At 43.3% G+C, this 25728-nt stretch carries 31 protein-coding genes; 29 read left to right on the top strand and 2 right to left on the bottom strand.

The features are described from left to right. Window positions 1-2: 2 nt before the first annotated feature. The 27 genes from CGC65_RS14565 (at window position 3) to CGC65_RS14690 (ending at window position 21846) form a co-directional block, all read left to right on the top strand. Window positions 3-1673, top strand: a complete 1671-nt coding sequence (locus tag CGC65_RS14565) for a terminase large subunit (protein WP_007037246.1) — start codon at window positions 3-5, stop codon at window positions 1671-1673. Window positions 1674-1901: 228 nt separating this feature from the next. After that, complete coding sequence (locus CGC65_RS14570) at window positions 1902-3056, top strand: phage portal protein (protein ID WP_007037245.1); 1155 nt, start codon at window positions 1902-1904, stop codon at window positions 3054-3056. A gap of 5 nt (window positions 3057-3061) precedes the next feature. Further along, on the top strand, window positions 3062-3835 hold the full coding sequence (locus CGC65_RS14575; protein WP_235622230.1) for a head maturation protease, ClpP-related: 774 nt from the start codon (window positions 3062-3064) through the stop codon (window positions 3833-3835). An 18-nt stretch (window positions 3836-3853) separates the two neighbouring features. Then, window positions 3854-5065, top strand: coding sequence for a phage major capsid protein (locus CGC65_RS14580; protein WP_007037243.1), 1212 nt, complete (start codon window positions 3854-3856; stop codon window positions 5063-5065). A gap of 18 nt (window positions 5066-5083) precedes the next feature. Beyond that, a complete protein-coding gene (locus tag CGC65_RS14585) occupies window positions 5084-5395 on the top strand; it encodes a hypothetical protein (protein WP_007037242.1) in 312 nt (103 codons plus the stop codon). Next, entirely contained in the window at window positions 5388-5645 is a 258-nt protein-coding gene (locus CGC65_RS14590; protein WP_007037241.1) for a hypothetical protein, read from the top strand. The genes CGC65_RS14585 and CGC65_RS14590 overlap by 8 nt, the downstream gene beginning before the upstream one ends. Then, window positions 5642-6034 carry an HK97 gp10 family phage protein gene (locus tag CGC65_RS14595; RefSeq protein ID WP_007037240.1) on the top strand — a complete coding sequence of 131 codons (393 nt, stop codon included), beginning with the start codon at window positions 5642-5644 and terminating at the stop codon, window positions 6032-6034. The genes CGC65_RS14590 and CGC65_RS14595 overlap by 4 nt, the downstream gene beginning before the upstream one ends. Before the next feature lie 2 nt (window positions 6035-6036). Then, the gene (locus tag CGC65_RS14600; protein WP_007037239.1) at window positions 6037-6396 is read left to right on the top strand and encodes a hypothetical protein; all 360 of its coding nucleotides are present in this window, start codon (window positions 6037-6039) and stop codon (window positions 6394-6396) included. A 2-nt stretch (window positions 6397-6398) separates the two neighbouring features. Continuing rightward, window positions 6399-6953, top strand: a complete 555-nt coding sequence (locus CGC65_RS14605; RefSeq protein ID WP_007037238.1) for a hypothetical protein — start codon at window positions 6399-6401, stop codon at window positions 6951-6953. Window positions 6954-7034: 81 nt separating this feature from the next. Beyond that, window positions 7035-7385, top strand: coding sequence for a hypothetical protein (locus CGC65_RS14610; RefSeq protein ID WP_007037237.1), 351 nt, complete (start codon window positions 7035-7037; stop codon window positions 7383-7385). Between the two features lie 116 nt (window positions 7386-7501). Further along, complete coding sequence (locus CGC65_RS31845) at window positions 7502-7675, top strand: hypothetical protein (RefSeq protein ID WP_235622229.1); 174 nt, start codon at window positions 7502-7504, stop codon at window positions 7673-7675. Next, window positions 7668-10661: a phage tail tape measure protein gene (locus tag CGC65_RS14620; protein WP_007037235.1), complete on the top strand. Its 2994-nt coding sequence runs from the start codon at window positions 7668-7670 to the stop codon at window positions 10659-10661. The genes CGC65_RS31845 and CGC65_RS14620 overlap by 8 nt, the downstream gene beginning before the upstream one ends. 3 nt (window positions 10662-10664) lie before the next feature. Next, window positions 10665-11618 (top strand): phage tail family protein, encoded by a 954-nt coding sequence (locus CGC65_RS14625; protein ID WP_007037234.1) that lies wholly within the window; start codon window positions 10665-10667, stop codon window positions 11616-11618. Window positions 11619-11622: 4 nt separating this feature from the next. Beyond that, window positions 11623-12669, top strand: coding sequence for a siphovirus ReqiPepy6 Gp37-like family protein (locus CGC65_RS14630; protein ID WP_007037233.1), 1047 nt, complete (start codon window positions 11623-11625; stop codon window positions 12667-12669). Window positions 12670-12688: 19 nt separating this feature from the next. After that, window positions 12689-13729, top strand: a complete 1041-nt coding sequence (locus tag CGC65_RS14635; protein ID WP_007037232.1) for a hypothetical protein — start codon at window positions 12689-12691, stop codon at window positions 13727-13729. Between the two features lie 21 nt (window positions 13730-13750). Then, window positions 13751-14245 carry a hypothetical protein gene (locus CGC65_RS14640; protein ID WP_007037231.1) on the top strand — a complete coding sequence of 165 codons (495 nt, stop codon included), beginning with the start codon at window positions 13751-13753 and terminating at the stop codon, window positions 14243-14245. Next, on the top strand, window positions 14245-15339 hold the full coding sequence (locus CGC65_RS14645) for a phage major tropism determinant (protein WP_007037230.1): 1095 nt from the start codon (window positions 14245-14247) through the stop codon (window positions 15337-15339). The genes CGC65_RS14640 and CGC65_RS14645 overlap by 1 nt, the downstream gene beginning before the upstream one ends. Window positions 15340-15398: 59 nt before the next feature. Beyond that, entirely contained in the window at window positions 15399-15788 is a 390-nt protein-coding gene (gene avd / locus CGC65_RS14650; RefSeq protein WP_007037229.1) for a diversity-generating retroelement protein Avd, read from the top strand. 357 nt (window positions 15789-16145) lie between these two features. Continuing rightward, a complete protein-coding gene (locus tag CGC65_RS14655; RefSeq protein WP_007037228.1) occupies window positions 16146-17186 on the top strand; it encodes an RNA-directed DNA polymerase in 1041 nt (346 codons plus the stop codon). Between the two features lie 70 nt (window positions 17187-17256). Then, on the top strand, window positions 17257-17685 hold the full coding sequence (locus CGC65_RS14660; RefSeq protein WP_007037227.1) for a phage holin family protein: 429 nt from the start codon (window positions 17257-17259) through the stop codon (window positions 17683-17685). A gap of 3 nt (window positions 17686-17688) precedes the next feature. Further along, window positions 17689-18633, top strand: a complete 945-nt coding sequence (locus tag CGC65_RS14665) for a glycoside hydrolase family 73 protein (RefSeq protein WP_007037226.1) — start codon at window positions 17689-17691, stop codon at window positions 18631-18633. A 206-nt stretch (window positions 18634-18839) separates the two neighbouring features. Continuing rightward, the gene (locus tag CGC65_RS31325; protein ID WP_007037225.1) at window positions 18840-19001 is read left to right on the top strand and encodes a hypothetical protein; all 162 of its coding nucleotides are present in this window, start codon (window positions 18840-18842) and stop codon (window positions 18999-19001) included. Between the two features lie 40 nt (window positions 19002-19041). Next, a complete protein-coding gene (locus tag CGC65_RS14670) occupies window positions 19042-19254 on the top strand; it encodes a hypothetical protein (RefSeq protein ID WP_007037224.1) in 213 nt (70 codons plus the stop codon). A 448-nt stretch (window positions 19255-19702) separates the two neighbouring features. After that, a complete protein-coding gene (locus CGC65_RS14675; RefSeq protein ID WP_015516494.1) occupies window positions 19703-19843 on the top strand; it encodes a hypothetical protein in 141 nt (46 codons plus the stop codon). A gap of 99 nt (window positions 19844-19942) precedes the next feature. After that, window positions 19943-20158 (top strand): hypothetical protein, encoded by a 216-nt coding sequence (locus CGC65_RS14680; protein ID WP_007037222.1) that lies wholly within the window; start codon window positions 19943-19945, stop codon window positions 20156-20158. A 25-nt stretch (window positions 20159-20183) separates the two neighbouring features. After that, window positions 20184-20717, top strand: coding sequence for a hypothetical protein (locus CGC65_RS14685; RefSeq protein ID WP_007037221.1), 534 nt, complete (start codon window positions 20184-20186; stop codon window positions 20715-20717). A gap of 82 nt (window positions 20718-20799) precedes the next feature. Beyond that, window positions 20800-21846 carry an IS30 family transposase gene (locus CGC65_RS14690; protein WP_007037220.1) on the top strand — a complete coding sequence of 349 codons (1047 nt, stop codon included), beginning with the start codon at window positions 20800-20802 and terminating at the stop codon, window positions 21844-21846. A 6-nt stretch (window positions 21847-21852) separates the two neighbouring features. Here CGC65_RS14690 and CGC65_RS14695 read toward each other — a convergent pair whose 3' ends face one another. Beyond that, window positions 21853-22365, bottom strand: a complete 513-nt coding sequence (locus tag CGC65_RS14695; protein ID WP_235622228.1) for a hypothetical protein — start codon at window positions 22363-22365, stop codon at window positions 21853-21855. Between the two features lie 172 nt (window positions 22366-22537). Between CGC65_RS14695 and CGC65_RS14700 the strand changes: the two genes are divergently transcribed. Together CGC65_RS14700 and CGC65_RS14705 are read left to right on the top strand one after the other, a co-directional pair. Further along, window positions 22538-24271: a putative bifunctional diguanylate cyclase/phosphodiesterase gene (locus CGC65_RS14700; RefSeq protein ID WP_002567598.1), complete on the top strand. Its 1734-nt coding sequence runs from the start codon at window positions 22538-22540 to the stop codon at window positions 24269-24271. Beyond that, window positions 24258-25028, top strand: coding sequence for an SseB family protein (locus CGC65_RS14705; protein ID WP_002567599.1), 771 nt, complete (start codon window positions 24258-24260; stop codon window positions 25026-25028). Before CGC65_RS14700 ends, CGC65_RS14705 begins: the two co-directional genes overlap by 14 nt. A gap of 94 nt (window positions 25029-25122) precedes the next feature. Here CGC65_RS14705 and CGC65_RS14710 read toward each other — a convergent pair whose 3' ends face one another. Continuing rightward, complete coding sequence (locus CGC65_RS14710) at window positions 25123-25575, bottom strand: helix-turn-helix domain-containing protein (protein ID WP_002567600.1); 453 nt, start codon at window positions 25573-25575, stop codon at window positions 25123-25125. Window positions 25576-25728: the final 153 nt, after the last annotated feature.

A 25728-nucleotide genomic window follows, 5' to 3' on the forward strand; every position in this document is an offset into this window, starting at 1 on the left:
TAATGGATAATTGGATTTTTAAATACCATGAAGCAATCCAAAAAAAAGAAGTAATTGTGGGTGTATGGGTGCGGTTGTGTTTTGAAATTTTGACAACCGGGCTATTAAATGGCGAGTGGGAATTTAACGAGAAAAAAGCGAACAAGGCTATAAAATTCATAGAAAATTTTTGCCACCATTCAGAGGGACGGAGTGACCTTTTACACCTGGAATTGTGGCAAAAGGCTATTGTGTCCGCCATATTTGGCATTATGGACAAAACAACCGGGTATAGGCAGTTTAGAGAGGTTTTTATAATTGTTGCCCGTAAGAACGGTAAAACACTTTTTGCCGCAGCAATAGCCGCATACATGACATACGTAGACGGGGAATATGGGGCAAAGGTTTATTTCCTTGCACCGAAGTTAGACCAGGCGGATTTGGTGTATGATGCCTTTTATCAGATTGTGCAATCAGATGATGAATTAGACAGTATCACAAAAAAACGCCGGAGTGATATTTACATAAAGGCTTTCAATACAAGCGTAAAAAAGATTGCTTTCAACTCTAAGAAATCGGACGGTTTCAACCCTCAATTGGTAGTCAATGACGAAATGGAAGCGTGGCCGGGAGACCAGGGATTGAAGCAATACGAGGTTATGACTTCCGCCCTGGGAGCGAGAAAGCAGCCGTTAATAATATCCATTGCAACCGCCGGATATGTGAATGACGGAATTTTTGATGAATTATTTAAAAGGGCAACGGCATTTCTAAAGGGCAATAGCAGAGAAAAACGGCTTTTGCCTTTTATTTACATGATAGACGATATAGAGAAATGGGATAGCATAGAGGAATTAAAGAAGAGCAACCCAAATTTGGGCGTGTCCGTATCGGTGGAATACTATTTGGAGCAAATAGAGATTGCAAGAAATTCAATCTCGAAAAAGGTTGAGTTTATGACAAAGTTTTGTAACATCAAACAAAATTCAGCCGTGGCATGGTTGGATTATTGGGATGTTATGAAATGCGTACACGAAGAAAAGCCATTATCCCTGGAAGATTTTAAAGGATGCTATTGTGTGGGCGGTATCGACCTATCAAGAACCACGGATTTAACCGCAGCAAGCATTGTAATAAACCGGGACGGAATAAACCATATATTCACACGGTTTTATATGCCACAAAAGCGGTATGAAGTGGCAATTAACGAGGACAACACGCCGTACAACATATATAGGGACCGGGGTTTTTTGTTCATATCCGGGGAAAACCAGGTGGACTATAAGGATGTTTACAATTGGTTTATCGAACTTGTGAAAGTGTATAAAATCAAACCGCTAAAAATCGGCTATGATAGGTATTCGGCAAATTACCTTGTGGAAGATTTGAAAACCGCCGGGTTTCACACGGATGATGTATACCAGGGAACGAACCTCACACCCGTATTACATGAGTTTGAGGGGAATTTAAAAGACGGGCTTTTTGATTTTGGGGACAATTCCATGTTGGCGGCACATTTCCTTAACGTGGCGGTGGATATTAACCTAAACGATAGCAGAATGAAACCCGTAAAAATTGAAAAGCGTATGAGGATAGACGGGGCTATGAGTGTGTTTGATGCCCTCACAATGGTTTCCAAGTACCACAATGAGATAGGCAAGAAATTATTGAATATAAGCAAAGAAACCGCATAGATGCAAGGGAAAATGCATTGCGGCAGCAGTATTAAAGTGGGTCAGAATTTCAACACGAAACATTATAGAATGTTGGTGTGGGAAAACTGGCCCTATTTTTGAAGAAAGGGGGAGAAGAAAACGGGAATTATCGCAAATGTATTAAATTCATTCCGGGCAAAGTACAGACCCCTACTATTGAGCCGTGGAGAGTATGAGCCAACGGGAACATTACGGGATAATGACATTGTGGGAGCAATTGCGGATGCAATCGGAAAGAATGTTGGCAAGTTGAAACCCCAGGTAATCCGTAAGGATGAAAAAGGCATGGTAATTAAAAATGATTACATTGCAAGGCTTTTATCTTTACGCCCATGCCCGGAAATGTCAACCTATGATTTTTTATACCGTATTGCCGTTGATTTGGTTTATACATCCAATTCCTTTTCCGTGATTTTTTGGAACAAGGATTTTACCAGGGTTGAGAGCATCCAACCGATTACCACAACATCATATAGGATTTTTGAGGATGATAAAAATAACATCCTTTTCCGCTTCCGTTGGGATTATGACGGAAAAACGTACACCGTGCCATACCAAAATGTAATCCATGTTAAGGCGAGATATAATAAACGCCGTTTCCTGGGAACAACGCCGGATATGGAGTTAAAAAGAAGCCTGGACCTCATAGAAACATCCGGGGAAACCATAAAGAACATTGTAAACCGTTCAAATTCTTTAGCCGGGTATTTGAAATATAACAATATCGCAGATGATGAAGAATTGAAAGAAATAGCCCGGAATTTCCAGGATGCCTATATGAACAAGGACAACGCCGGGGGAATTGCCGCAATTGATAACACGGTGGAGTTTAAAGAAATCTCACAGAGAACGCCGAGCATACCGACAAACCAAATTACATTCTTACGGGATAACATATATCGTTATTACGGCGTGAATGACAAAATATTGACTTCCACGCTAAACGATACCGAGTTTATTTCATTTTACGAGAATGTAATTGAACCTATCAGCGTGCAATTGTCCTATGAGTTTACATTTAAACTCTTAACGCCCCGTGAAATTGGTTACGGAAACCGCATTGATTTTGTGGCAAACCTTTTACAGTATGCCACATTGCAGACAAGGGAAACCATAGGCGGCGGAATGTTTGACCGTGGAGCGTTGACAATTAACGAATACAGAGAACTTATGTATTACGGCCCGGTAGAGGACGGGGACCAAAGGTTGGTATCTCTAAACTATGTCAAGGTTGGGGACCAATCATTGTACCAGGTAGGGCAGCAGAACGAGCCGCCGGATGATACCGGAGCAAATGACAGAGAAAAACGGGCAATGCAAGCGGCCGCCCGTGCCTATATGCAGATTATGAAAGGGGGTTAATGGAAATGCCACAGATAAAACAGTTTATTGCGTGCAAAAATGCCAAGACCGCAACCGTAAAGCCGTTTTGTGAGATTAAAAACATCACAGATACAACGGCGGACCTTTATTTTTACGGGGATATTGTTTCGGATTGGTGGGGAGCATGGCAAGACGAGGACCAATACCCGGATGCAATCAAAAATTTCCTTGCAGAAGCAAACGGCAGAGATTTAAACATTTACATCAATAGCGGCGGCGGTTCGGTATTTGCCGGAATTGCTATTTACAATATGCTTAAACGCTACCAGGGAAAGAAACATTGTTTTGTGGATGCCCTGGCCGGTTCGATAGCATCACTTTTTCCGTTTGTGGATAGTGACAAACCAACAATTCCAAAGAACGCCTATTTGATGATACATAAGCCGTGGTGCGATTGCGAGGGCAACGCTAACGAATTACGCAAAATGGCGGACACATTGGAAGCCATAGAAGCCGGAATTTGGAGCATCTACGAGGAACATTTAGCAGAGGGCGTAACAATCGAGCAGATAAAAGAGTTAATGGAAGCGGAAACATGGTTGAGCGGCGAGGAAGCCGCAAAATACTTTAACGTGTCGGTGGGAGAAGAAAATACCGCCGTTGCAGCAGTCCAGGACTACACGAAATTATATTGCAAGAACACGCCGGAAGCATTAGCCGGGGGAAATCCGCCGGACGATACCAAGGACCAGGCAGTAGCCAAAGAAAAAGAAATCAGAAGCAAAATTGCAGCATTAACAATTCAACACATGGAGTAAGAAAGAGAGGAAAGTAGCATGAACAGAGAACAGTTAATGAAAATGAGCAAGAAAGAGTTAAAAGCACGCCTTGTTACCGTGGGTAAAGAAGCCCAGGACAAGAGCGGCGAGGAATTAACCTCCCTCATGGACGAAGCAAGGACCATTGGGGAAATCCTGGACGAGATTAAAGCCCGTGAGGAACTTGCAAAGGCAGCCCAGGCAGCAGCCGGAGAGGGCGAAGGACCGGACGGAAACGCCGGAGAGGGTGCAGAGGTCAAAGACCAGGCAAGAGCAAAGAGCGGTAAGGCATTAAAAGCCGGAGCAAAGACCACATACAACGCAAAGAAGATTGCTAAACCTATGGCGGCACTTTCCACCACAACGGGCGTTGTTATGCCACACCATACAAGCCCGGACATTACACCGACATTTAACAACGTATCATCCCTTATTGACCGTGTTACAACTATTCCGCTTGTAGGCGGCGAAACATATAGCCGTCCTTATGTGAAGTCATACGGGGACGGGGCCGGAAGCACCGCAGAGGGAGCAGATTACAACACATCTGAACCGGAATTTGGTTACGCAGAGATTGCAAGAGAGAAAATCACAGCATACGCCGAAGAGCCGGAAGAAATGCAGAAATTAACGGATGCAGATTATGACGGCGTTATTGAAGATAGCATTACAAGAGCAATCCGCCGTTACGCATCTCGTCAGATTTTGGTAGGGGACGGCACAAGCGGAAAATTCAAGGGAATTTTCTATAATCCGGCAAGCGAAAGTGATGATATTATTGACCGCAACACGGACATTACAACCATTACCGCCGTTGCAGATGATACCCTGGACGAGATTATTTATTCCTACGGTGGGGATGAAGAGGTAGAGGATGTAGCCGTGTTAATCCTTAGTAAGAAAGACTTAAAGAAGTTTGCCAAGTTAAGAGATAAACAGGGCAGAAAGGTTTATACAATCGTAAACCATGGCAATACCGGAACAATTGACGAAGTGCCTTATATCATCAACTCCGCTTGTGCAGAAATTGGCGGAACAAAAGATGCTTATTGTATGGCTTACGGTCCGTTATCAAATTACGAGGTTGCCGTATTCTCTGATATTGAAACGGCAAAATCTACGGATTACAAGTTTAAGTCCGGCCAGATTTGCTACAAGGGTTGCGTATTCATGGGCGGAAATGTCGTTGCAAGAAACGGATTTATCCGTGTAAAGAACCCGGCAGCGTAAGAGAAAGGCGGCTAAAGCATGACAAAGGAACAATTGATTGCGAAAGCCAAATTGAGAATTAGAAAAACATCAAGTGATATGTTGGATGAAGATGTGGGGCAGCTTGTAGAAGTTGCCCTTGCAGACTTAAAACGTATCGGTGTGCATAGTTCCTATTTGGATGAAGCAGACATAAAAGACCCCTTAATCATTGAAGCCGTTTTGTTATATTGTCACGCTAATTTTGGAAGCCCGGATAATCAGACACAGTTACTTGCATCCTATAATGCAATGTGTACCAAGATAAAAGGCGGTGGGTATCATAGAGAAGTCAATAAAACTATTGATTAAAAAGAACCAAACAGAATACCAGGAAACGGAAGTAATAGCATCAATTAACCCGGTGGGGCGTGACGAGTTCGCAGCCGCCGGGCAATTGGGTTATAAAGCAACATCACAATTGGAAGTTTGGGACTTTGAATATGACGGGCAAACGGAAGTTTCCATAGACGGAAAGCGTTATGCAGTATATAGAACCTACGGACCGAAGAGCAACGGAAAAACAGAGTTGTATATTGCGGAAAGGGTGGGGAAAGGTTGAAAGTTTCACTTGATAGCCTGGACGAAGAAATAAAAAAAGAATTGGAAAATTTCAATGCGGAAGTGATAAACGCAGCAAATGACAGTTTCCAGGAAACGGCAAAAGAAGCCGCAGAAATGTTAAAAAAAGGCGGACCGTACCAGGAAAGAACCGGAGCATACACAAAAGATTGGGCGGTTGACAAGCGAGGAAGCCGGACAAGTGTAGTTACCGGGTTAAATGGATATAGCGTTTATAACAAGAAGCATTACCAATTAACCCACCTTTTGGAAAACGGACACCAAAGCAGAAAAGGGGGCCGTGTAAAGGCATTTAGCCACATTGCCCCGGTCAATGAACAATTGGGCGAAATGGTAACCGGAAAGATTGAAAGCAAATTAAGGGGGTAAAAATGGCAACGGCAGCAGTATTAACAGAGAGGGCGGAAAGTCTGGGACTACCCATAACAAAAAACGCCTTTGAGGGGACTTTAGAAAACCCCGTGCCGCCATTACCTTACATGGTTTACCTTTTGCCACGGGAAGCAACCGCCGGGGCGGATAGTAGACCAAATAATCTAATGGCGGATGATTGGCAATTGGAACTTTACACCGTTGCAGATGATGAAGCGGCGGAAGAAATCAGAACACGGATTGAAAACGAGGTTTTACATGATGTGGACTATGTTAAATTTGTGGCTTATGTGGATAGTGAGGAATGTTTTCAAACGGCCTACGAAGTCACGGGATTATTGAGGAAAGCGAGGAAATAAGAATGGACAAAGAAAGCATTGTTTTAGGTAGCGGAGATTTGTATTGTACAGACTTCCAGGGAACAAACGAAGCAATCCCGGATGATGCGGCGATTGAAACAGAAGATAACCGCCTGGGGCATATTAAGGGCGGTGCGGAAATTGAGTATGCACCGGAGTTTTACGAAGCAAAAGACGATATGGGTAAAGTTTCCAAAGTAATTATTACGGAAGAGGAAGCCACCCTTAAAAGCGGAATTATGACATGGTGCGGAACAACGCTTGAAAAGTTATGTCAGACCGCAAGAGTGACAGAAGATAAGGCAAAGGGAATTAGAACGGTCAAAATTGGCGGTATCGGAAACGCAACGGGTAAGAAATACCTTTTGCGATTTGTCCATAAAGATACCAAGGACGGAAATATCCGTGTAACGATTGTTGGTAATAACCAGGCCGGTTTTACGATTGCCTTTGCAAAGGATAGCGAAACCGTTATTGATGCAGAATTTAAAGCACAGCCTATGGACAAAGAGGGTACTTTAATCCTTTACACAGAGGATATTGACAAAACAGAGTAGCCAAAACACGGGCCAACGATAAGAACGGGCGGCCGGTTGAAAAATCGAGCCGCCTTATTGCATGAAAGAGAGGAACACAACATGGCAGTAAAAGAATTTAACATGAACAAAATTAAACGTACCTTTTGGCCGTTTACTCTGAAAGATAAAAAGGATGAAAACGGAAATGTGGTTGAAAAGGGCAAAAAAATTATTGTCCGTATGCCGCAAAAGGGCGTTTTTGAAGCAATAAAGGATGTGGAAGCCAACGGAACGGGCGAGGATGCCGATACATCAACCATTTATAACCTTGTGGCAGCAGTATTAAACAACAATATGGGAAATGTGAAAGTTTCAGCCGAAGAGGTAGAGAGTTACGACATTGAAGAGTGTACGGCAATCCTTAACGCATACATGGAGTTTGTGGATGAATTAAAAGCAAACCCAAACTAAAAATGCCCTATTATCCACGCCAGGATAAAAAGGGCGAAATCCCGTATACAATCCTTACACGCCCGGAAAAATTGGTTATGGACTATTGCCATATCAATATTTACGAAGTCCAGGAAATGGAAATAGATATTTACCTTTTCTTCTTACGGGAAGCAATGATTTTTGAAAATTCACAGACCGAAGAGGGACGGAAATATTTAAAAGATTGCTTCCGTATGGAGCAGACAAAACCGGACCGTGAGGGATTAAGAGAAAGATTTGGAAAGAAAGGGGGAAAATCAAGTGGCTAACAACATTAAGGGTATTACTATTGAGATTGGCGGAGATACAACCAAGTTGCAAAATGCCTTAAAGGGTGTAAACGGGGACCTCAAAAGTACCAAGAATGAGTTAAAAGAGGTTGAAAAGGGCTTGAAATTAGACCCCAAGAATACCGAACTTTTAGCACAGAAACAACAGTTGCTTACAAAGGCAGTAGGCGAAACCAAAGATAAATTAGATGTATTAAAAACGGCAGAAGCCCAGGTGGAGCAGCAGTTTAAAAACGGCGAAGCATCCGAGGAGCAGTACCGGGCAATCAAACGTGAAGTAATCGCAACGGAAGCAGAACTTAAAAACCTGGAAGAGCAAGCAAAGGCGAGTAATTCAACGCTTGCAAAGGTGGGGGATGCTTTTGGAACGGTAGGGGATAAGGCAACCAAAGCCGGGGAAAAGATGATGCCCGTAACGGCCGGAATAACCGCATTAGGAGCAGCCGGGGTTGCTGCATCTATGGAATTAGATAACGGCTATGACACCATTATTACCAAGACGGGAGCAACCGGGGAAGCCCTGGAAAGCCTTACGACAGTAGCGGACAATGTATTTTCAGATATGCCAACTACAATGGATGATGTGGGCGTAGCGGTTGGAGAAGTAAATACAAGGTTCGGGGCAACCGGGACAGAGTTAGAAAATCTTTCAAAAGAATTTATTAAATTTGCAAACATCAACGGAACGGATTTAAACACGGCTATTGATAGCGTGGACAGTATTATGACAAAATTCGGCGTTGATGCTTCACAGACAAAAAATGTGTTGGGGCTTATGACAAAAGCGGGCCAGGACACGGGTATTTCAATGGAAACATTGGAAACCGCACTTACAACCAACGGTGCAAGCCTTAAAGAAATGGGGCTTGATTTAACATCATCCGTTAATTTGCTTGCACAAATGGAAGCAAGCGGCGTTGATGTTTCAACCGCACTTGCCGGAATGAAAAAAGCGGTTCAGAACGCAACGGCAGACGGCAAGAGTGCAGACGAAGCATTGACCGAAACAATAGATAGCATTAAAAACGCAAAGACAGAAACGGAAGCCTTAACCATTGCATCCGACCTTTTCGGAAAGAAAGGTGCGGCGGAAATGACCCAGGCAATCCGTGAGGGGCGCTTATCCGTAGACGATTTAAGCGGTGCTTTATCAGACTATGGGGATGTGGTAAGTGACACATTTGAAACCACATTAGACCCGTGGGATGATGCAGCCGTAGCAATGAACAATTTGAAACTTGCCGGGGCAGACCTGGGAAGTTCCATTTTAACCACATTGCAGCCAACAATTGATAAGGTTGTGAACAAGGTAAAAGAGTTTACAACATGGTTTAAAAACCTGGACGACAACACAAAACAGATGATTGTAAAAATCGGAATGATTGTTGCGGCTATCGGCCCGGCTTTAATCATATTTGGGAAAATGTCAACGGGAATATCCGGGGTAATAAAAACCGTAACGGGATTAACAAGCAAAATAGGCGGAATGAGTGGTGTTTTATCAGCACTCACGGGACCGGTTGGAATAGTGATTGCTATTATAGCGGCACTTGCCGCCGGGTTCATTGCTTTATATAAAACGAATGATGAATTTAAAGAGAAAGTGGACGGGACCATAGGAAAGGTAAAGGATGCCTTTTCGCAGATGTGGACAACCATACAACCGCTTTTGGAGAGCCTAAAGCAAGCGTTTATTAACCTCATGGCTGCATTAAAACCCGTATTTGAATTTGTTCTTACATACATAGCAAGTATTGTAAATGGGGTTATCAATGCAGCAGCACCGATAATTGCAGCAATCCAAAATGTGATTGATTTTGTTACCAATATCATAAATGCCATTATAGCGTTATTACATGGAGATTTTGACGGTTTCTTTTCGTATCTGCAAGGTGCGTTTAATAGTGCAATATCGTTTGTAAAAAACATCATCCAGGCGGTTATAAATTTCATAATCGGATTTTTAGAGGGGTTCGGCGTAAATGTAAAAACATTATTTACCAATATTTGGAATAGCATTGTTGCCGTATTCCAGGGCGTGGGTCAGTGGTTCAGTGACCGATTTACGGAAGCATGGAACGCAATAACCACAATTTTTTCTGCAATCGGTTCATGGTTCGCCGCCAGGTGGAACGACATAAAAACCGCCCTTGCGACCGTGGCAACGTGGTTTCTTACCATGTTTACAAATGCCTATACGAATGTAACAAACGTATTCGCTACAATCGGTTCATGGTTCGCCGCAAGGTGGAACGATATAAAAACCGCCCTTGCAGCAGTAGCCACATGGTTTTTAACTATGTTCACAAACGCATACACCAACGTAACAAATGTATTTGCTGCAATTGGTTCATGGTTTGGGGCAAGGTGGACGGAGATAAAAACCGCCCTTGCATCCGTTCCAACATGGTTTAAAACACAGTTTGATAACGCATGGACGAACATAAAAAACGCATTTGCCAATGTAACTTCCTTTTTCTCTGATTTATGGGAGAAAATCAAGGGTTGTTTCGTAAATGTCGGTACGGCAATTGGTAGTGCGGTAAGTGATGCTTTTAAATCGGCAATCAACAGTTGCCTATCAACCATAGAGGGCGTTGTAAATAAGTTTATCGGTATGATTAACGGGGTAATTGGAATTATCAATGAGATACCGGGCGTTTCACTTTCAAAAATTGATACGCTTTCACTTCCGAGACTTGCAAAGGGCGGTGTATTAAGAGAGGGTACGGCAATGGTAGCAGAAGCCGGGCCGGAACTTTTAAGCATGGTAAACGGAAAAGCGGTTGTAACACCGCTTACGGGTTCAGCCGTAAACACGGCAGCAGACAACCTAAAGGGTAATAATGGCGGTTTCCACCAGGAAATCAATATTACAAGCCCTAAAGCCCTATCCCCTTATGAAGTGGCAAGACAAACGAGAATACAGACCCGTGCAATGGCTATTGCAATGCAGAGGGGGTAAATTATGGCAGATATTACAATTACTTGTACAAATGATAAAAATGTTTCTATTACCTTTAGGTGGGATTGGGATAAAAGCCCATTCCACCTATTGGATGTAGAGGGAATTTATGGTTACAGTTGCAAGGTTACAACATCAGAAAATACTACCACGGACGGCAGCACATACCAGGGAAGCACGGCAGAGGAAAGAAACATTGTAATTACAACAGAGATTGACGGGGATTACAAAAAGAACCGGGAATTATTATACAGAGTATTCCAAAAGGGCAGAACCGGAACGCTTGAATATAGCGAGGACGGGGATGTAAAAACTATCAATTACAAAGTAGAAAATGTATTGCCGGGAGCAATAACGGGCGTTGTGAGGGATTATACAATTAGTCTTAAATGTCCAGACCCATACTTTAAGGACCTGTCAGATGTGGAAGTGGTAATGGCAAGTTGGGTATCAGATTGGTACTTTGAAAACGGGTTTGATATTAACGGCGTGGAATTTGGACACCGGGAAGCCGAGTTGGTAAAAGAAATTGAGAATGACAACGGAGCGGACAATATCGGAATTACCGCAATATTCAAAGCAGACGGCATTGTAAAAAATCCGGCCATTTACCATTCAGAGAGTGGGAAATATACAAAGGTTGGTTATACCGGAAATGATTTTGAATTACAAAGCGGTCAATATGTGGTTATTTTCACACATACCGGAAAGAAAAATATGTATCTTTTGGACGGTGTGAGCCAGGCGGAAATTGAGGAACACAAGGACCGTTACGGAATGATTGATTGGGACACGGTTGTTTCCATATACGGGACAATCATAAACCAATATTATGACGAGGACGGGGAGTATATACAGTTGCAGGACGGCACAAACACCATTACATACAACGCAGAAAGCGGCATTAACTATTTATCCGTGTCAGTATATTACCGCATTTCATATTTGGGGGTGTAAGAGCATGGAAATTATTGTATATGACCGCAATTTGTACCGCCTGGGGACGATTGAAAACCATACATCCTTACAATGGCATAGAAAATATTACGAGTGTGGCACGTTTGAGTTACACGCCCCGGCAACAGAGGACAACATAAGGCTTTTGCAGCCGGGTAATGTAATAAGGCCAAAAGGAAAGGATGAAGCCGCCGTTATCCGTGGGGACCAGACGGAAGAGGAAAGCACCCTTGTAAATGAGATTGTGCGAAACGGCTATTTTCTGCCTATATATTTCAATGACAGATTGACCGGCCCCATGTTCACATTCAACGGAACGTGTGAAGATGCCATGCGCTTTATGATTAACCGTATGGCAGCAGTACCGTTATTGGAAGTAGCCCCAGGAATAGGGGATGCAACCAAAATAACATTCCAGGCAACCTATAAGAATGTTTTAACCTATCTTTCCAAGATTGCCCGGTATTGTGAATTGGGCTTTAGGGTAGTGCCGGACTTTAAGGGTAAGAAAATGACCTTTGAAACATACAAAGGCATAGACAGAACCACGAAGCAAGGCACAAAGCCCCGTGTAATCTTTTCAGAGAGTTACAACAACCTAAACCGTGCAAAACATACCTATTCAGACGAAACCGCCAAAACAAAGATTGTTGTAGGTGGGGCCGGGGACGGTGCGGACCGTATTTATGTAACGGTTGGCGGCGGAACGGGGTTTGATTTACGGGAAGAGTTTTTGGATGCCAAAGACATAAACAAAGATGATTTTTCAACCAATGCGGAATACCTGGAAGCGTTACGCATCCGGGGGGAGCAGTACAGAGCGGAAAACGCCGTGATTGAGAACATAGAAGCCGAAGTGGAAGCCGAGGTTAATTTTATCTATGGCACGGATTACGATTTAGGGGACATTGTGACAGTAGAAAAGGCGAAATGGAACAAAGTATTAAATTTACGTATTACGGAACTTTGCGAGGTTTACGAATACGGCGGAATGTATGTTGTTCCTACTTTTGGGGATGCCCTACCCACAACAATAAATTGGGACAATTAGGAAAGGAGAGGAAAAGCAAATGGCAGTAAGAGGATTTTTTTACAATTCCGTAAATAAAGACCGATTATACAACGGCCAGGATATGAACGAGGATAAAGCCCCGTTCTATAAAGAGGGCGTGGCGTATGGACATTTGCAAGTGACCGCAGACGGGGAAAGTATGGCGGTAAAGGTGGACGGCGGAAACCGTACCGGGTACGCATACATTAACTTGCACACAATCCATAATACAACCGTCCTGGAATTACCCGTGAGCGGTTCAAACGGTACATTGCCAAGAATTGACCGTGTAATATTGCGGAATGATGAAACAGAGCGAAAACCAAGCATTTTTATTTTAGAGGGGGCATATTCGAGTAATCCGCAGCCGCCGGAACTTACGAACAATGACACAATCCAGGAAAAATGTTTGGCGGAAATTTATGTGGCCGCTGGAGCGGTGGCAATATCCCAAAGTGATATTACAGACACCAGGGCAGACACGGGATTGTGCGGTTTCATTGCATCACAGTTTGAGGACTTTGATTTTTCACAGTTCACAAAGCAATTTAACGCATGGTTCGCCCTGGAAAAAAAGAGCATGGAACAAGACCATGCAAATTTCATTGAAGAATACGCCGAAATGACACAAGCATTTATGACGGACCAGGAAGCACAATGGAATAAGTGGTTTAAAGAGAAGCAAACGGAACTTTCCGGGGACATTGCCGGGAAACTGCAATTACAGATTGATGATGTAAAAGAAAAGGTTTACAACATTGCCTTTAAGGTTTACATCATTAGCACATTGGAGCAGATTACAAGCCCGGTAACGGTAAAACTCACAAACAAGACAACCGGGACCATGCAGACGGTTACAGTTACAAAAAGCCAAATGGGCTTTTATATCACAGAAGCCGGAGAATACACCGTGGAAGCGGATTTGGAAAGCGTTATGGTTACACCGAAAGCCTTTAAGGTTACAAACGATAATCTTATGACAACGCAGAATATTACATTGCGTGAGGGTTCAAACCTGGGCTATATCGGAAATTATATTGGTTCATTTATTGCACAATAAAAAGAAAGAGAGGATTAAACAATGGTAGGATTTCCAAAAGTAATTAAGACAAAGGCGGATTTAGTCAACACTTACAAACTTGTAAAGAAAGGCAGATTGAAGAAAAAAGATTGGTTGGCAGCAGTTGAGAAGTTGGAAAATCAGAATTTCATCTTTTGCCCTATCCTGGAGAAAACCGAGGATAGAAAGGGCGTTACACTTATGTTTGTAAACGAGGTTACAGAGGGGGACAAGGTAAAAGCCGGGAACGCGACCGCAACCGTTAAGACCGTGGAGCATATCGAGGTTGAAAAGGCAGCAGAAGCAGACCAGGAAGCGGCAGCAGTAGAGGGAACGGCGGCAGCAGATGCCGAAACAACCACAAATAACAATCAGACCAAGCACACAATTTTGACACTTTCAAAGGCTATTGCGGCGGATGCGGCTACAATCGGTATTCCGGCAGAAGTTACATTTTATGACCGCCTGGGAATTACAGAAGAGGAAGTGGAGCAGATGAAAGGAGAGTTAGCATAATGGGAAGATTATTTGTTTATGACGAGAATATGACGGACGAGAGGGCGAAAATCACAGTTGCTAAAATGGCCGCCGTATCGGACATTGTAGCGAGTGAAAAGGCGTTTATACAGTATTCCGCAGCCGGACAATTAACCGTGCTTGCCGGGGCAGTTATTGCGGTAGGGGATGCCATTTTTCAGACCGAGGAAACAACGCTTTCAGCTGCCAACCTGGACGGTGCAAGCAGCTTTGCACACGGCAAAGATTATTACATTTACTTATGCAACAATGGCAAGGACAGTTCAAACGAGGTTTATTTAATCTCTGAAAATTCCACATTCCCGGACGGCGTGGAATGGGACGATACAAACACCCGTAAAATTGGCGGTTTCCACTATGGCTTTGTTAGAAATGTGGATGAATACGGCAGAGAAGTAAATACAAGTGGAAGTGTGCGTGGTAGCGGTTGGGAAAGTAACGTGCATGAGGACATTGCCCCTAACTCCGTATGGACCGCCTTACACCGTCCGAAGTGCGACCCGTCCGGTATGGCATACCTGGGGAATGGTTTGTGGGCTGATATTTACCTTGCATCAGATGATGGGGCGAACGGCTTACAATCTGTATATAATGCAACGCCTATTACGGGTACAGAGGGTTTAAATTGGTATATTGCCAATGAAAAGGCTGCCCGTGTCGGAAAGCGTTTACCGGACCTTGCAGAGTGGTTAATTGCAGCAGAGGGAAGCCCCCAGGGATTAGACGGCAGCAATACAAACGGTTGGACCGCAACAACCAACACTGCAAGAACCGCCGTTGGAAAAATCAAAAATGCAATTTCTGTAAAAAACATTATGGACATTGCCGGGAACGTGTGGGAATGGATTAACGAGTTGTGTTTAGACCCAACCGCTGCATCCTGGAATTGGTACAATGTTATGTCCGGCTACGGTCAAATTTATATGCCGTCACAAACAGCCTTGCACGCCCTCGTTGGCGGCGGCCATTGGGGCAGCGGCGTGCATTGCGGTAGCCGTGCCGTCGGTTGCAGCGATTACCCGTGGTACGTGACCGCGAGCATTGGTGTGCGGTGCGTGTGTGACAGTCTGTAATCTGCCAGGGTGGGCGAAAGCCCACCCCATAGAAAAATATATAAACCGAGGATAAAAACATGGCAGAGAACAAGAAAAGCAATCAAGCGGATGCGTATATGGAGAGCATGAAAGCGTATCAAAAGACCTATGATTTTCTTTTATACCTTTATCCCATATTGTCACAGTTTCCGAAATTTGAGAAATTCGCATTGCAGAGCCAAATTAAAACGGCGGTTTTTGAAATGCTTAAATCAGTAATCAGATTTAGAAAGACCGGGACAAAGAGCCATATATATAACGCAGATGTAGAGTTGCAGTTTATCAAAACCCTCATACGGCTTTCCTACGATTTGGAATATCCGGCAATGAGCAAACACAGATACGAAGTATTGAGTAAGAAAATGACAGAATTAGGATGTATCATTGGCGGAATAATCGAAGCCGTAAAGAATGGAAATTGGAAATAATGTTGGCATTGCCAATTTTATTTTGGGGAAACTGTTAATATGCACCGGGCCAGTTCACGGAACTTTCCGAGCCTTGCACGCCCTCATTGGCGGCGGCAATTGGAACAACGGCGTGCATTGCGGTAGCCGTGCCGTCAATTGCAACAATTACCCGTGGAACGTGAACACGAACATTGGTGTGCGGTGCGTGTGTGACTTTACAATTTTATAGACATAGAAGCCCAAGCGGCCACTAGCAAAGATTTACATTTTTTAAGTAAGTCAGACGGTTTGCCCGTTCCGGTGTGATACCGGACAAACTAACAAAGCAAACCACCTTTTAGTAAAATAGAATATTTGAAAATTGGTAGGGATTAAATGAAAACAGTAAAGGGACTACATGAGAAAATGGGGACCTTTGAAAATGCCAATACTTCATTCCACCAGGCGGCCAAGTGCAAGCGGTACACGGATGAGGTATTGGCTTTTTCTATGGTTAAGGAAGAGGAACTTTTAAGAGCAACCGAGGAAATACAGAATTTAACATATAGGCAAGGGGAATATAAGATATTTAAGGTGTTTGAGCCAAAAGAACGGCTTATTATGGCGTTGCCGTTCTATGATAGAGTGGTGCAACACATGATTTGTAACGCTATTCAACCCGTATTTGAGAACGGATTTTATTACCATTCTTACGCTTGCCGGACCGGTAAGGGGATGCACGCCGCAAGTGATACATTGTATCAATGGATGTATGAAACAGAGGTTAAACAAGGGTTAAGGATGTATGCCTTTAAAGGGGACATATCAAAGTATTTTGCATCTATACCACATGACAAATTAAAGGATGAAAACCGCCGCTATATAGGGGATAAGAAAGCCCTTATGTTAATGGACGATATTATAGACCACAACGGCATATTGCCGGACGGCGTGGGAATACCCGTTGGAAACCTCACAAGTCAGTTATTTGCGAATGTGTACGGCAATAAGTTAGATAAATTTTGCAAGCACGTTTTACATATTCCGTATTTTGTGCGGTACATGGATGATTTTATTATCCTATCGGATGATTTGGAGCAGTTGAAAGAATGGGTTAAGAGAATAGAAGAATTTTTGGAAAATGAAATGCTTTTGCATATTAACCCTAAAAGCACAATCCTATACGCTGGGAATGGCATAGATTTTTGCGGATATATCCACTATGCAGACCACAAGAAAGTAAGAAAATCATCTATCAGAAAGTTAAAGCAAGATGTAAAGGCGTATGAGTTGGGCGAATTGCCGCCGGAAGAATTTAACCGGAAGTACGAAAGCAGAAAGGGACATTTAGGACACGCCGACACATACCACATTGCAAAGGCGGTTGAATACGAATTGTTGTTCTATGAATGGGAACGCCTGGAAGCAGCGGCGTAAAAGGGTCAGAATAAAAAGCCGTTCCATTATATGATTTACTTGTAAAAAACAAGGAAAGGAGCATGGAACAATGGAGAAAATGTTTAACTTTATTTCCGTGATTGGTGGATTGGTTGGCGGTTTTATCGTTTCGTTGTTCGGCGGTTGGGATGTGATGTTATACACAATATTGCTTTTTGCTATCCTGGATTATTTCACGGGCATTTTGAAAGCAGTCTATAAAAAAGAACTTTCAAGTGCAATCGGATTTAAGGGGATTGTAAAAAAAATCATGGTATTTGTGGTTATCGCAGTTGCCTACAACGTGCAGAGAATGACCGGGGACACAATACCATTAAGGGAAATTGTTATTGTTTTCTTTATCTGCAATGAAGCACTTTCTATTTTGGAAAATGCGGCGGAATTTATCAACATACCGCAGCAGTTAAAAGATGTGCTTTTGCAGTTAAGGGACAAGAACGCAGCGAAAGCGGAAGAAAAAGAAGAAAGCGAGGAATAAGACATGGCAACAAAAGACCAGGTAAACGCCTTTATTGCGAAATTGGCAGCAATTGCAAGAAAAGAATATTTAACCCGTGATAAATGGGTTTTACCGTCCGTATGTATCGCACAGGCAGCATTAGAAACCGGGTGGGGAACATCCGGGCTTATGACAAAAGCCAATGCGTTTTTTGGCATCAAGGCCGGCAGCAGTTGGAAAGGCAAGGTTTACAGTAGCAAAACAAACGAGTGCTATGACGGCAAGACCTACACGCAGATTACCGCCGCTTTCCGTGCTTATGATAGCCTGGAAGAGAGTGTGGCGGATTATTACAATCTGATTTGCGGAAGTTCCCGTTATGCCGGAGCGGTAAACAACGGAAACGCCGAAAGTGCCATTACCGCAATCAAAAACGGCGGATATGCAACAAGTCCTACATACATCAAGAATGTAATGAACATCATCAATTCTTACAACCTTACACAGTATGACACATGGGACGGAGAGAACCAGGGACCGGCAAACAAGGAAACCCACGGTTACAAGGTGGGGGACAAGGTAAGAGTGATTGATAACATCACATACAACGGGGTGCGTTTCGCAACCTATTATGATGAATATGATGTTATCCAGGTAAACGGGGACCGTGTTGTTATCGGTATCGGTAACACCGTGACGGCAGCAGTAAACGCCGCCAACATTGCAAAGGATGAAGAGATTGCAGAAGCCCCGGCGGATGCGGAAACACCAACCGACATTCCGACCCAGGAAGAAACAGAGAACGCCCACGGTTTCAAGGTAGGGCAGAAAGTAAAGGTTATCAATGCTTATGATTACTACGGTAATATGTTTAAGTGTTGGTACAGTAAATATGATGTTATCGAGGTTAAGAATGACAGAATTGTTATTGGTATCGGTAGCACCGTAACGGCAGCAGTAAACGCCGCCAATTTAGCAGCAGCATAAGCAACGCCGCCTTTAGGAATTTGGCTACCAAAAGAGCAAGGAAATAATGTATATCACGGAATTAAAAGCACACCTTAAAAAGTGTGCTTTTTTCTTTATTTTAAAAGATTTTTAAAATAGTACGGAATATGTGTTGACATAGTACGGAATATGTAATATAATAAAGACAGTTAAGAGAGGAACACAAAGAAAGTGAGGAAAAGAAAATGTGGGAAGTAGTAAAAACAGTAAAGGGATATGATATAACAAGAATGATTGGAAGCCGTGGTGCTTACCATGTATCAGTAAGAGAGGGAAAAGGCTTTAGAGAGTTCCACACATTCAAAACCATAAAGGCAGCGGTTGAGTTTATCGAAACTGCACTATAAGCATTGAGCCGGGGCAAAGTCCCCGGCGGAAAGGGAAAACATGGATATTACAAAAGAATTAGCAAGAGCGGTAAAATATTACATGATAATGGAAGATGTTTTTTTAAATCCGGGGAATTTTAAGGAAGCACATAAAAATTTTGTTGAAAAAATGGAAGAATACGAGAAAAAGGAAAATTTAACGGAAGAGGAAGCACAATATAACATAGAAATGGCAGTAGAAGCATTGAAAAAATACAGGGCGGAACAATAGCCGCCCGGCAACTAAAACGGCCACACCGTGAACGGGTGCGAGTGTCCCAAGCCACTATAAACCGTTGAGGGGTTGCAACAATAGGCGTTGCGGTACTGTCTGACAAGTTTTGACCCACGTTTTAATGTGAAACGGGGAAGCAATGAGGAATACACCGGGCAAGGGTGCATTGCTTATATACACAATCGTTTAGACCAATGCCCGGAAACCCAAAACGCCTATATGATGCAACTATATATTGAAACCCGTTGTTTCTGTGATTTTATCAATGGTAAATACACGCACTTTTAAGCCTGGCACATTCCGCCGGGCTTATTGCACATAAAAATAAATTTAAAATAGTACGGAATATGTATTGACATAGTACGGAATATGTTATATAATAAAGACAGTTAAGGGAGATACACAAACTTAATGAGTAATGGGCAAGCATAGAAAGGAGAACTTTATGGACGAGGATATGAACGTAGGCGAGTTACTTAAAGAAACGGCAGAAGAAAATCAGACCAGGAAAATACTTGAAATCTTAAACGAGTGCAAGGACCTGGCAGAAGCCAAAGAAAGAGTAAAAGCCCTACTTAATAAGTAAGGCTTTAGGGAAACAGAAAGGGCGGTGGACTTGCCAAAGCCGCCCTAAACTGTAAAAAGTATTATACACCATTTGGCAAGAGAAAGGAAGAGGGCGTAAATGCCAAAAATAAAAAAAGAGTTCGACCAAACGAAATATCAGAACGAATATAAAAAGAAAACCTACGACCGCATGGAATTACTTGTGCCAAAGGGAGAAAAAGCAGTAATAAAGGAAAAAGCGGCAGCAGCAGGGACAAGTGTAAATGAGTTTGTGTATTCAGCGGTAAAAGAAAAAATGGAAGCAATGGAAGCGGCAACGGAAACAGAAGAGTAGCACGGAAGAAAGCGAGGAACACAACATGGGATTATTTAGTAACCTATTTTCTAAAAAGAACACGGCAGCAGTACAACCGCAGCCCGTACAGATGCCGGAAGAAAAAAAGCCAAGATACATTGTAAAAAGTCAACGGTTCATCCTGGATAATATAAAAGACCACATGGAAGATATTATGGACCTTGTGGAGAAAAACGAGGATTACAAGTTAAAAAAGAAAGACCTTATAGAAGATGATAGGACGGATGAAAATATTTATGAATATGAATTGAACGAAAAAGCCACAATAACCCCTACATCTTGTGAGGGGGGGGGGGTGGAACAACTACAAGTATTTGTGTGTAATACCCACATTGGAGATATTAAAAAAGGCGGCGTAAGCAAAGTAAAGAACCTTTTAAAGAAAGGAAATATAGAAAATATATGGTCCGAGGTTTCCGGCGGAAATTACAAAAGACTAAGGTATGATGCCGGGAAAGATGTATATTACTATGATGAATTAGAAAAAGAATTTAGTATTACCATTGAAATAACCTATAAAGAGGAAATCACAGAATAAGGAAAGAAGCATAGGAAACAGACGGGGACAACAACGGATTATTCCGGGTTGTCCCTATTGCCGTATCAAGGGGGTTATTTTTATGGGTAGAAAATACAGACAGTTAAGCCAAAATGATAGAATATCAATGGAAACACTACTTAACAAAGGTCATTCCGTACAAGAGGTTGCGGATTATTTGCACGTTCACAGAAGCACCATTTACAGAGAAATGAAACGGGGCGAGTATGTACATAGAAATTCAGACTATACGGAAGAGGTGCGTTATAGTAGTGATAAGGGGCAGCAGACCCATGATTGGAACGCCCAGGGCAAAGGCAGAAACATTAAAATAGGCAATGATATTAAATTGGCGGAATACATAGAAAATAAGATTGTGGAAAATAAATATAGCCCGGAAGCGGCGTTGGCAGCAGTAGCCACAAGCGGAATAGAATTTAGTACCACTATAAGCGTAAGAACCCTATACCGCTATATTGATAACGGCATATTCCTTAAACTTACCAACAAGCATTTACCCGTTAAGGGCAAGAAGAAAAAGAAAAATAAGAAAGTCCAGGTGCAGAAGAGGGCAGCAGCCGGGGAGAGCATAGAGAACCGCCCGGATGAAGTGGCAACCCGTGAAACATTCGGACATTGGGAAATGGACACAGTAAAGGGCAAACAAGGCGTTACAAAATCATGTATGCTTGTATTAACAGAGAGAAAGACCAGGGACGAGATTATATTTAAACTGAAAGACCAAAAGGCGGAAAGCGTGGTGGATGCCATGGACCGTTTAGAAAGAAAATGGGGAGATATGTTTTCTAAAGTGTTTAGAAGCATCACGGTAGATAATGGCGTGGAGTTTTCGGATTGTAAGGGCATGGAGCGTTCAGCGTTGACACCAGGGGAGAAACGCACATATCTATTCTATTGCCACCCATACAGTAGTTGGGAGAGAGGGACCAACGAAAACACCAACAAACTAATCCGCCGCCATATCCCTAAAGGGGAAGATTTTGACGAAAAGCAAGATAGGGACATTGAGTTTATAGAAAATTGGATAAACACATACCCACGGGGCATTTTCGGTTTCAAAACATCAGAAGAATTATTTAAAGAAGAGTTGGAGAAAATCACGGCATAATATTTTTTAAAAACTTGTCGCAAAACTATTGACAAAAAGAAGGTGGTTTGTATTTGCATCTATGTAAGTCACATAATCATAGTCATCCTGGGCCGCCATCTCCACCAGATGGGACCTCATTTCTGACTCAATCCGGCGGGCGAATAAAAGAAGCCTGTCACTGCTGCATCCGGAATGGGGACAGGTACTTAAATAAATTTCATGCCACTCGAACCCATAGGGCGCTCCGATAAAGCGGATTTCTATGCGTTTGTGCTTCCGGCCGCTTGCAAAAAAGCTGCGCAGGGATTCTGTACAGAAGAATTCATTCCATATGGCCTGGTCCGGACCATATACATTATGCTCTGACAGCTCCCTCAGCGTTTGCTCCAAATCAAGGGTCTGCCCTGTGGTGGAGGGGAGGGTACGGTCCCTCCAGACATATACTTCCTCCTCCTTTAGACGGAGTTCCCAGATGGTATCAATGATACCATCTGTTGCATCAATATAATCATTTAGTGACAGACCGGTCGATTTCATTTTTATATTCCTTTCCCGTTTCATGCTTACAGCATACTGTGCATTTATGATAATAACAGAAATATCCGGAAAACACAATGAAAGTAACAGCATCGTCAGGGATTACTTGGCAAGGGTTTTCAGATATGGTACAATAGACAAAGCTGTGTATCATTTGAAAAGAGGGAAATTAATGTTCACACAAAGAAAAATTTTAGTTGTGGAAGACAATGAGATAAACCGTATGATGCTGAGCGCCATTCTTTCGTCGGAATATGAGGTGCTGGAAGCGGAGAACGGACAGGCTGCCCTGGCGGTTCTGAGAAAATACAGGGATGGAATCGCGTTGATTCTTCTGGATATCATTATGCCTGTGATGGATGGGTATACCTTCCTTGCCCGTATGCAGGAGGATCCGGCGCTGGCATCCATACCGGTCATCGTAACCACGCAGAGTGATGATGAATCCGATGAAGTGACTGCTCTTTCCCACGGGGCCACAGACTTTGTGGCAAAGCCTTATAAACCCCAGGTTATTTTGCACCGTGTTGCCAATATCATCAAGCTCAGGGAAACAGCCGCCATGATAAATCTGATCCAGTATGACCGGCTGACCGGACTCTACTCAAAAGAATTTTTTTACCAGCGTGTAAAGGAAACCCTGGCCGCTCATCCTGAGCAGGAGTATGACATTATATATTCCAACATAGAGAATTTTAAACTTGTCAACGACATATTCGGAGTGCCTTCCGGGGACAGGCTTCTGGTCAATGTGGCCGCCATGTTTTCAAAGCAGGTTGGCAGATGGGGTATCTGCGGCCGGATTAATGCGGATCAGTTTGCCTGTCTTTCGGAGCGCCGCCTTGACTACTCAGAGCAGCTGTTTGCGGAGGCAGGCAATCAGATTAATGCCATGTCCAATGTGAAAAATATGGTGATGAAATGGGGAGTTTACCATATTGATGACCGCTCCATATCTGTGGAACAGATGTGCGACCGCGCACTGCTGGCGGTCCGCAGCATTAAGGGGCAGTACAGAAGGCATTTTGCAGCCTATGATGATGCCTTGCGCAGTAAGCTGCTTAGGGAACAGGCCATCACGGACAGTATGGAAGATGCCCTGGCTCAGGGGCAGTTCATTGTGTACCTGCAGCCAAAGTACAGGCTGAAGGATAGGGAATTGTCAGGAGCAGAGGCTCTGGTAAGGTGGATTCATCCGGAATGGGGGTTCCAGTCGCCCGGGGAATTTATTCCTCTGTTCGAGAGAAATGGATTCATCACACAGCTGGACCAGTATGTGTGGGACCGCACCTGCGCTTTTTTGCGTGACTGGGACAGTAAGGGGTATCCGCAGATACCTGTGTCCGTGAATGTGTCCAGGGCTGATATCTACAATGCGGACCTTGCCAACATCCTTCTGAGGACTGTACATAAATATAATCTGCCGCCGTCGCGCCTTCATCTGGAAATTACAGAGAGTGCTTATACTGAAAACCCGGGACAAATCATTGATACAGTAACCCACCTCAGGGAGCTGGGATTCATCATTGAGATGGATGATTTTGGAAGCGGTTACTCCTCCTTAAACATGCTGAACCAGATGCCTCTCGATATACTGAAGCTGGATATGAAGTTTATCCAGAGCGAGACAGCCAAGCCAGTGAATCAGGGAATCCTGCGTTTCATCATGAGCCTTGCGCGGTGGATGAACCTGAGCGTGGTGGCGGAAGGCGTGGAGACAGATGAACAGCTGGAACGGCTCAGAGAAATCGGATGTGATTACGTACAGGGCTATTTTTTTGGGAAGCCTATGCCTGAGGATGTCTTTGAGGAGCTGATGAAAAAGACGGACCGGGAAAAGACCGGGGGGAGGGAACCGGCAAATTATAATAACATAAAGGAGAAACAAACAAATGAAACCGAATGAAGCTGCAGAAAAACAGGAAATCATGTACCGTCTTAAAAATGCAGGGGAGCTATATGTTCTGCTTTCCATGTGTACAGGAGAACCCTATGTGGTCTGCGACCAGGAAACATATGATGATGAGATCATAGTTTTCTTTGACTCCCAGGCAGCTGTAGAGGAGGCAAAAGAACAGACAGAAGCGGGAACGCCTGTCAGGCCCATGAAGCTGGAGAATAAGCAGTTTTTAATCTTTTACACCAGCCTTTACACCCTTGGGGTTAATGCTCTGCTGGTGAAAGACGGCGGGAGGAACAGCCTGATTCAGCTGCAGGACTTTGTGAAGCGCAATAAGCAGCAGGGACAGGAGACAGGGGAGAAGGTGTGGGTGGAGAATCCGTCCCTTCATCTGACGATGCTGTATTATATGCAGGAACTTAGAAAAAAACCGGGACAGGAGAATCTTCCGGAAATAAAAGAGTGGCAGGATGAGATTTCCAATGGTTTCAGCAAGGGCAGTTTTATTGTTCCTGTGGAGAAGGAGGGAAAGGGGCTGGCTGCTGTCAAAGTCAACGAACAGTTATTCCAGGCTATCTTTACAGATATATTGGAATTTCAGAAATTTAACAGGGAGGGAAAACTGCGTCCCCTTGTGGTAACAGCTGATAAAATACCTCAAATCATGACAGAAGAGGCAAAGGGCGTGATTCTCAATCCTATGGGGGTCAGAATGCCGCTGCAAATTAAGAGGGCGCCCAGTCAGCCAAAAAAAGATGCTTAAGGCATGAGAAAAAAACTCTATATAAACCGTGAAGCGAAAATAAAAAAGGTAAATACAGAAAGGCTGCGATGAGATTTAATTCATCGCAGCCTCGTTACGTTCTGAGTTCAAGGGACAGTTGGTCGAAATCACCGGGATTATCTTTTGGTTTATCAAGAGAAGTTACTTTTTTTAATATTTCGTTTTGTGTTTTGTTATATTCTTCCTTGGCCCGTTTGAGGATAGCCGCTTGACCTTCCCGGTATGTGTTCTGGAACCAATAAATGAGCAGCGATTCATCTGAAGTCAGCAGCTTGGTGACAGATGCCCCTGCCTCGTCCGGGCGCAGCGCTGCGGCAAGAGGCGTTTCCAACGGAATGTCGAAAATGGAATGAACGGAAGTGCCAAGTGCCTTTGCGATGGATTCCATGTGAACCATTTTATCCTTTTGATTTTCTCCGTTTATGATTCTCTTCAAAGTGCTGGCAGGTATGTGTGTCTCCTTTGATAAGGTTGCCTGGGTCATGCCCTTTAAATTCATAAGTGCAATCAGTTTCTCGTTTCTCACAGTACGTCCCCGTTTCCTGGTAATCCCATATGATATATGTCTCTAACCCCGTAGTATTGCCATAAAATACCTCTTATGGATAATTCTACCATATAAATGAAGATTCTTCAAGAAACGACATTGATTTAAGGATATTTTTTCTCATGATATTTT

Source organism: Enterocloster bolteae, from assembly GCF_002234575.2.
Taxonomy (GTDB): domain Bacteria; phylum Bacillota; class Clostridia; order Lachnospirales; family Lachnospiraceae; genus Enterocloster; species Enterocloster bolteae.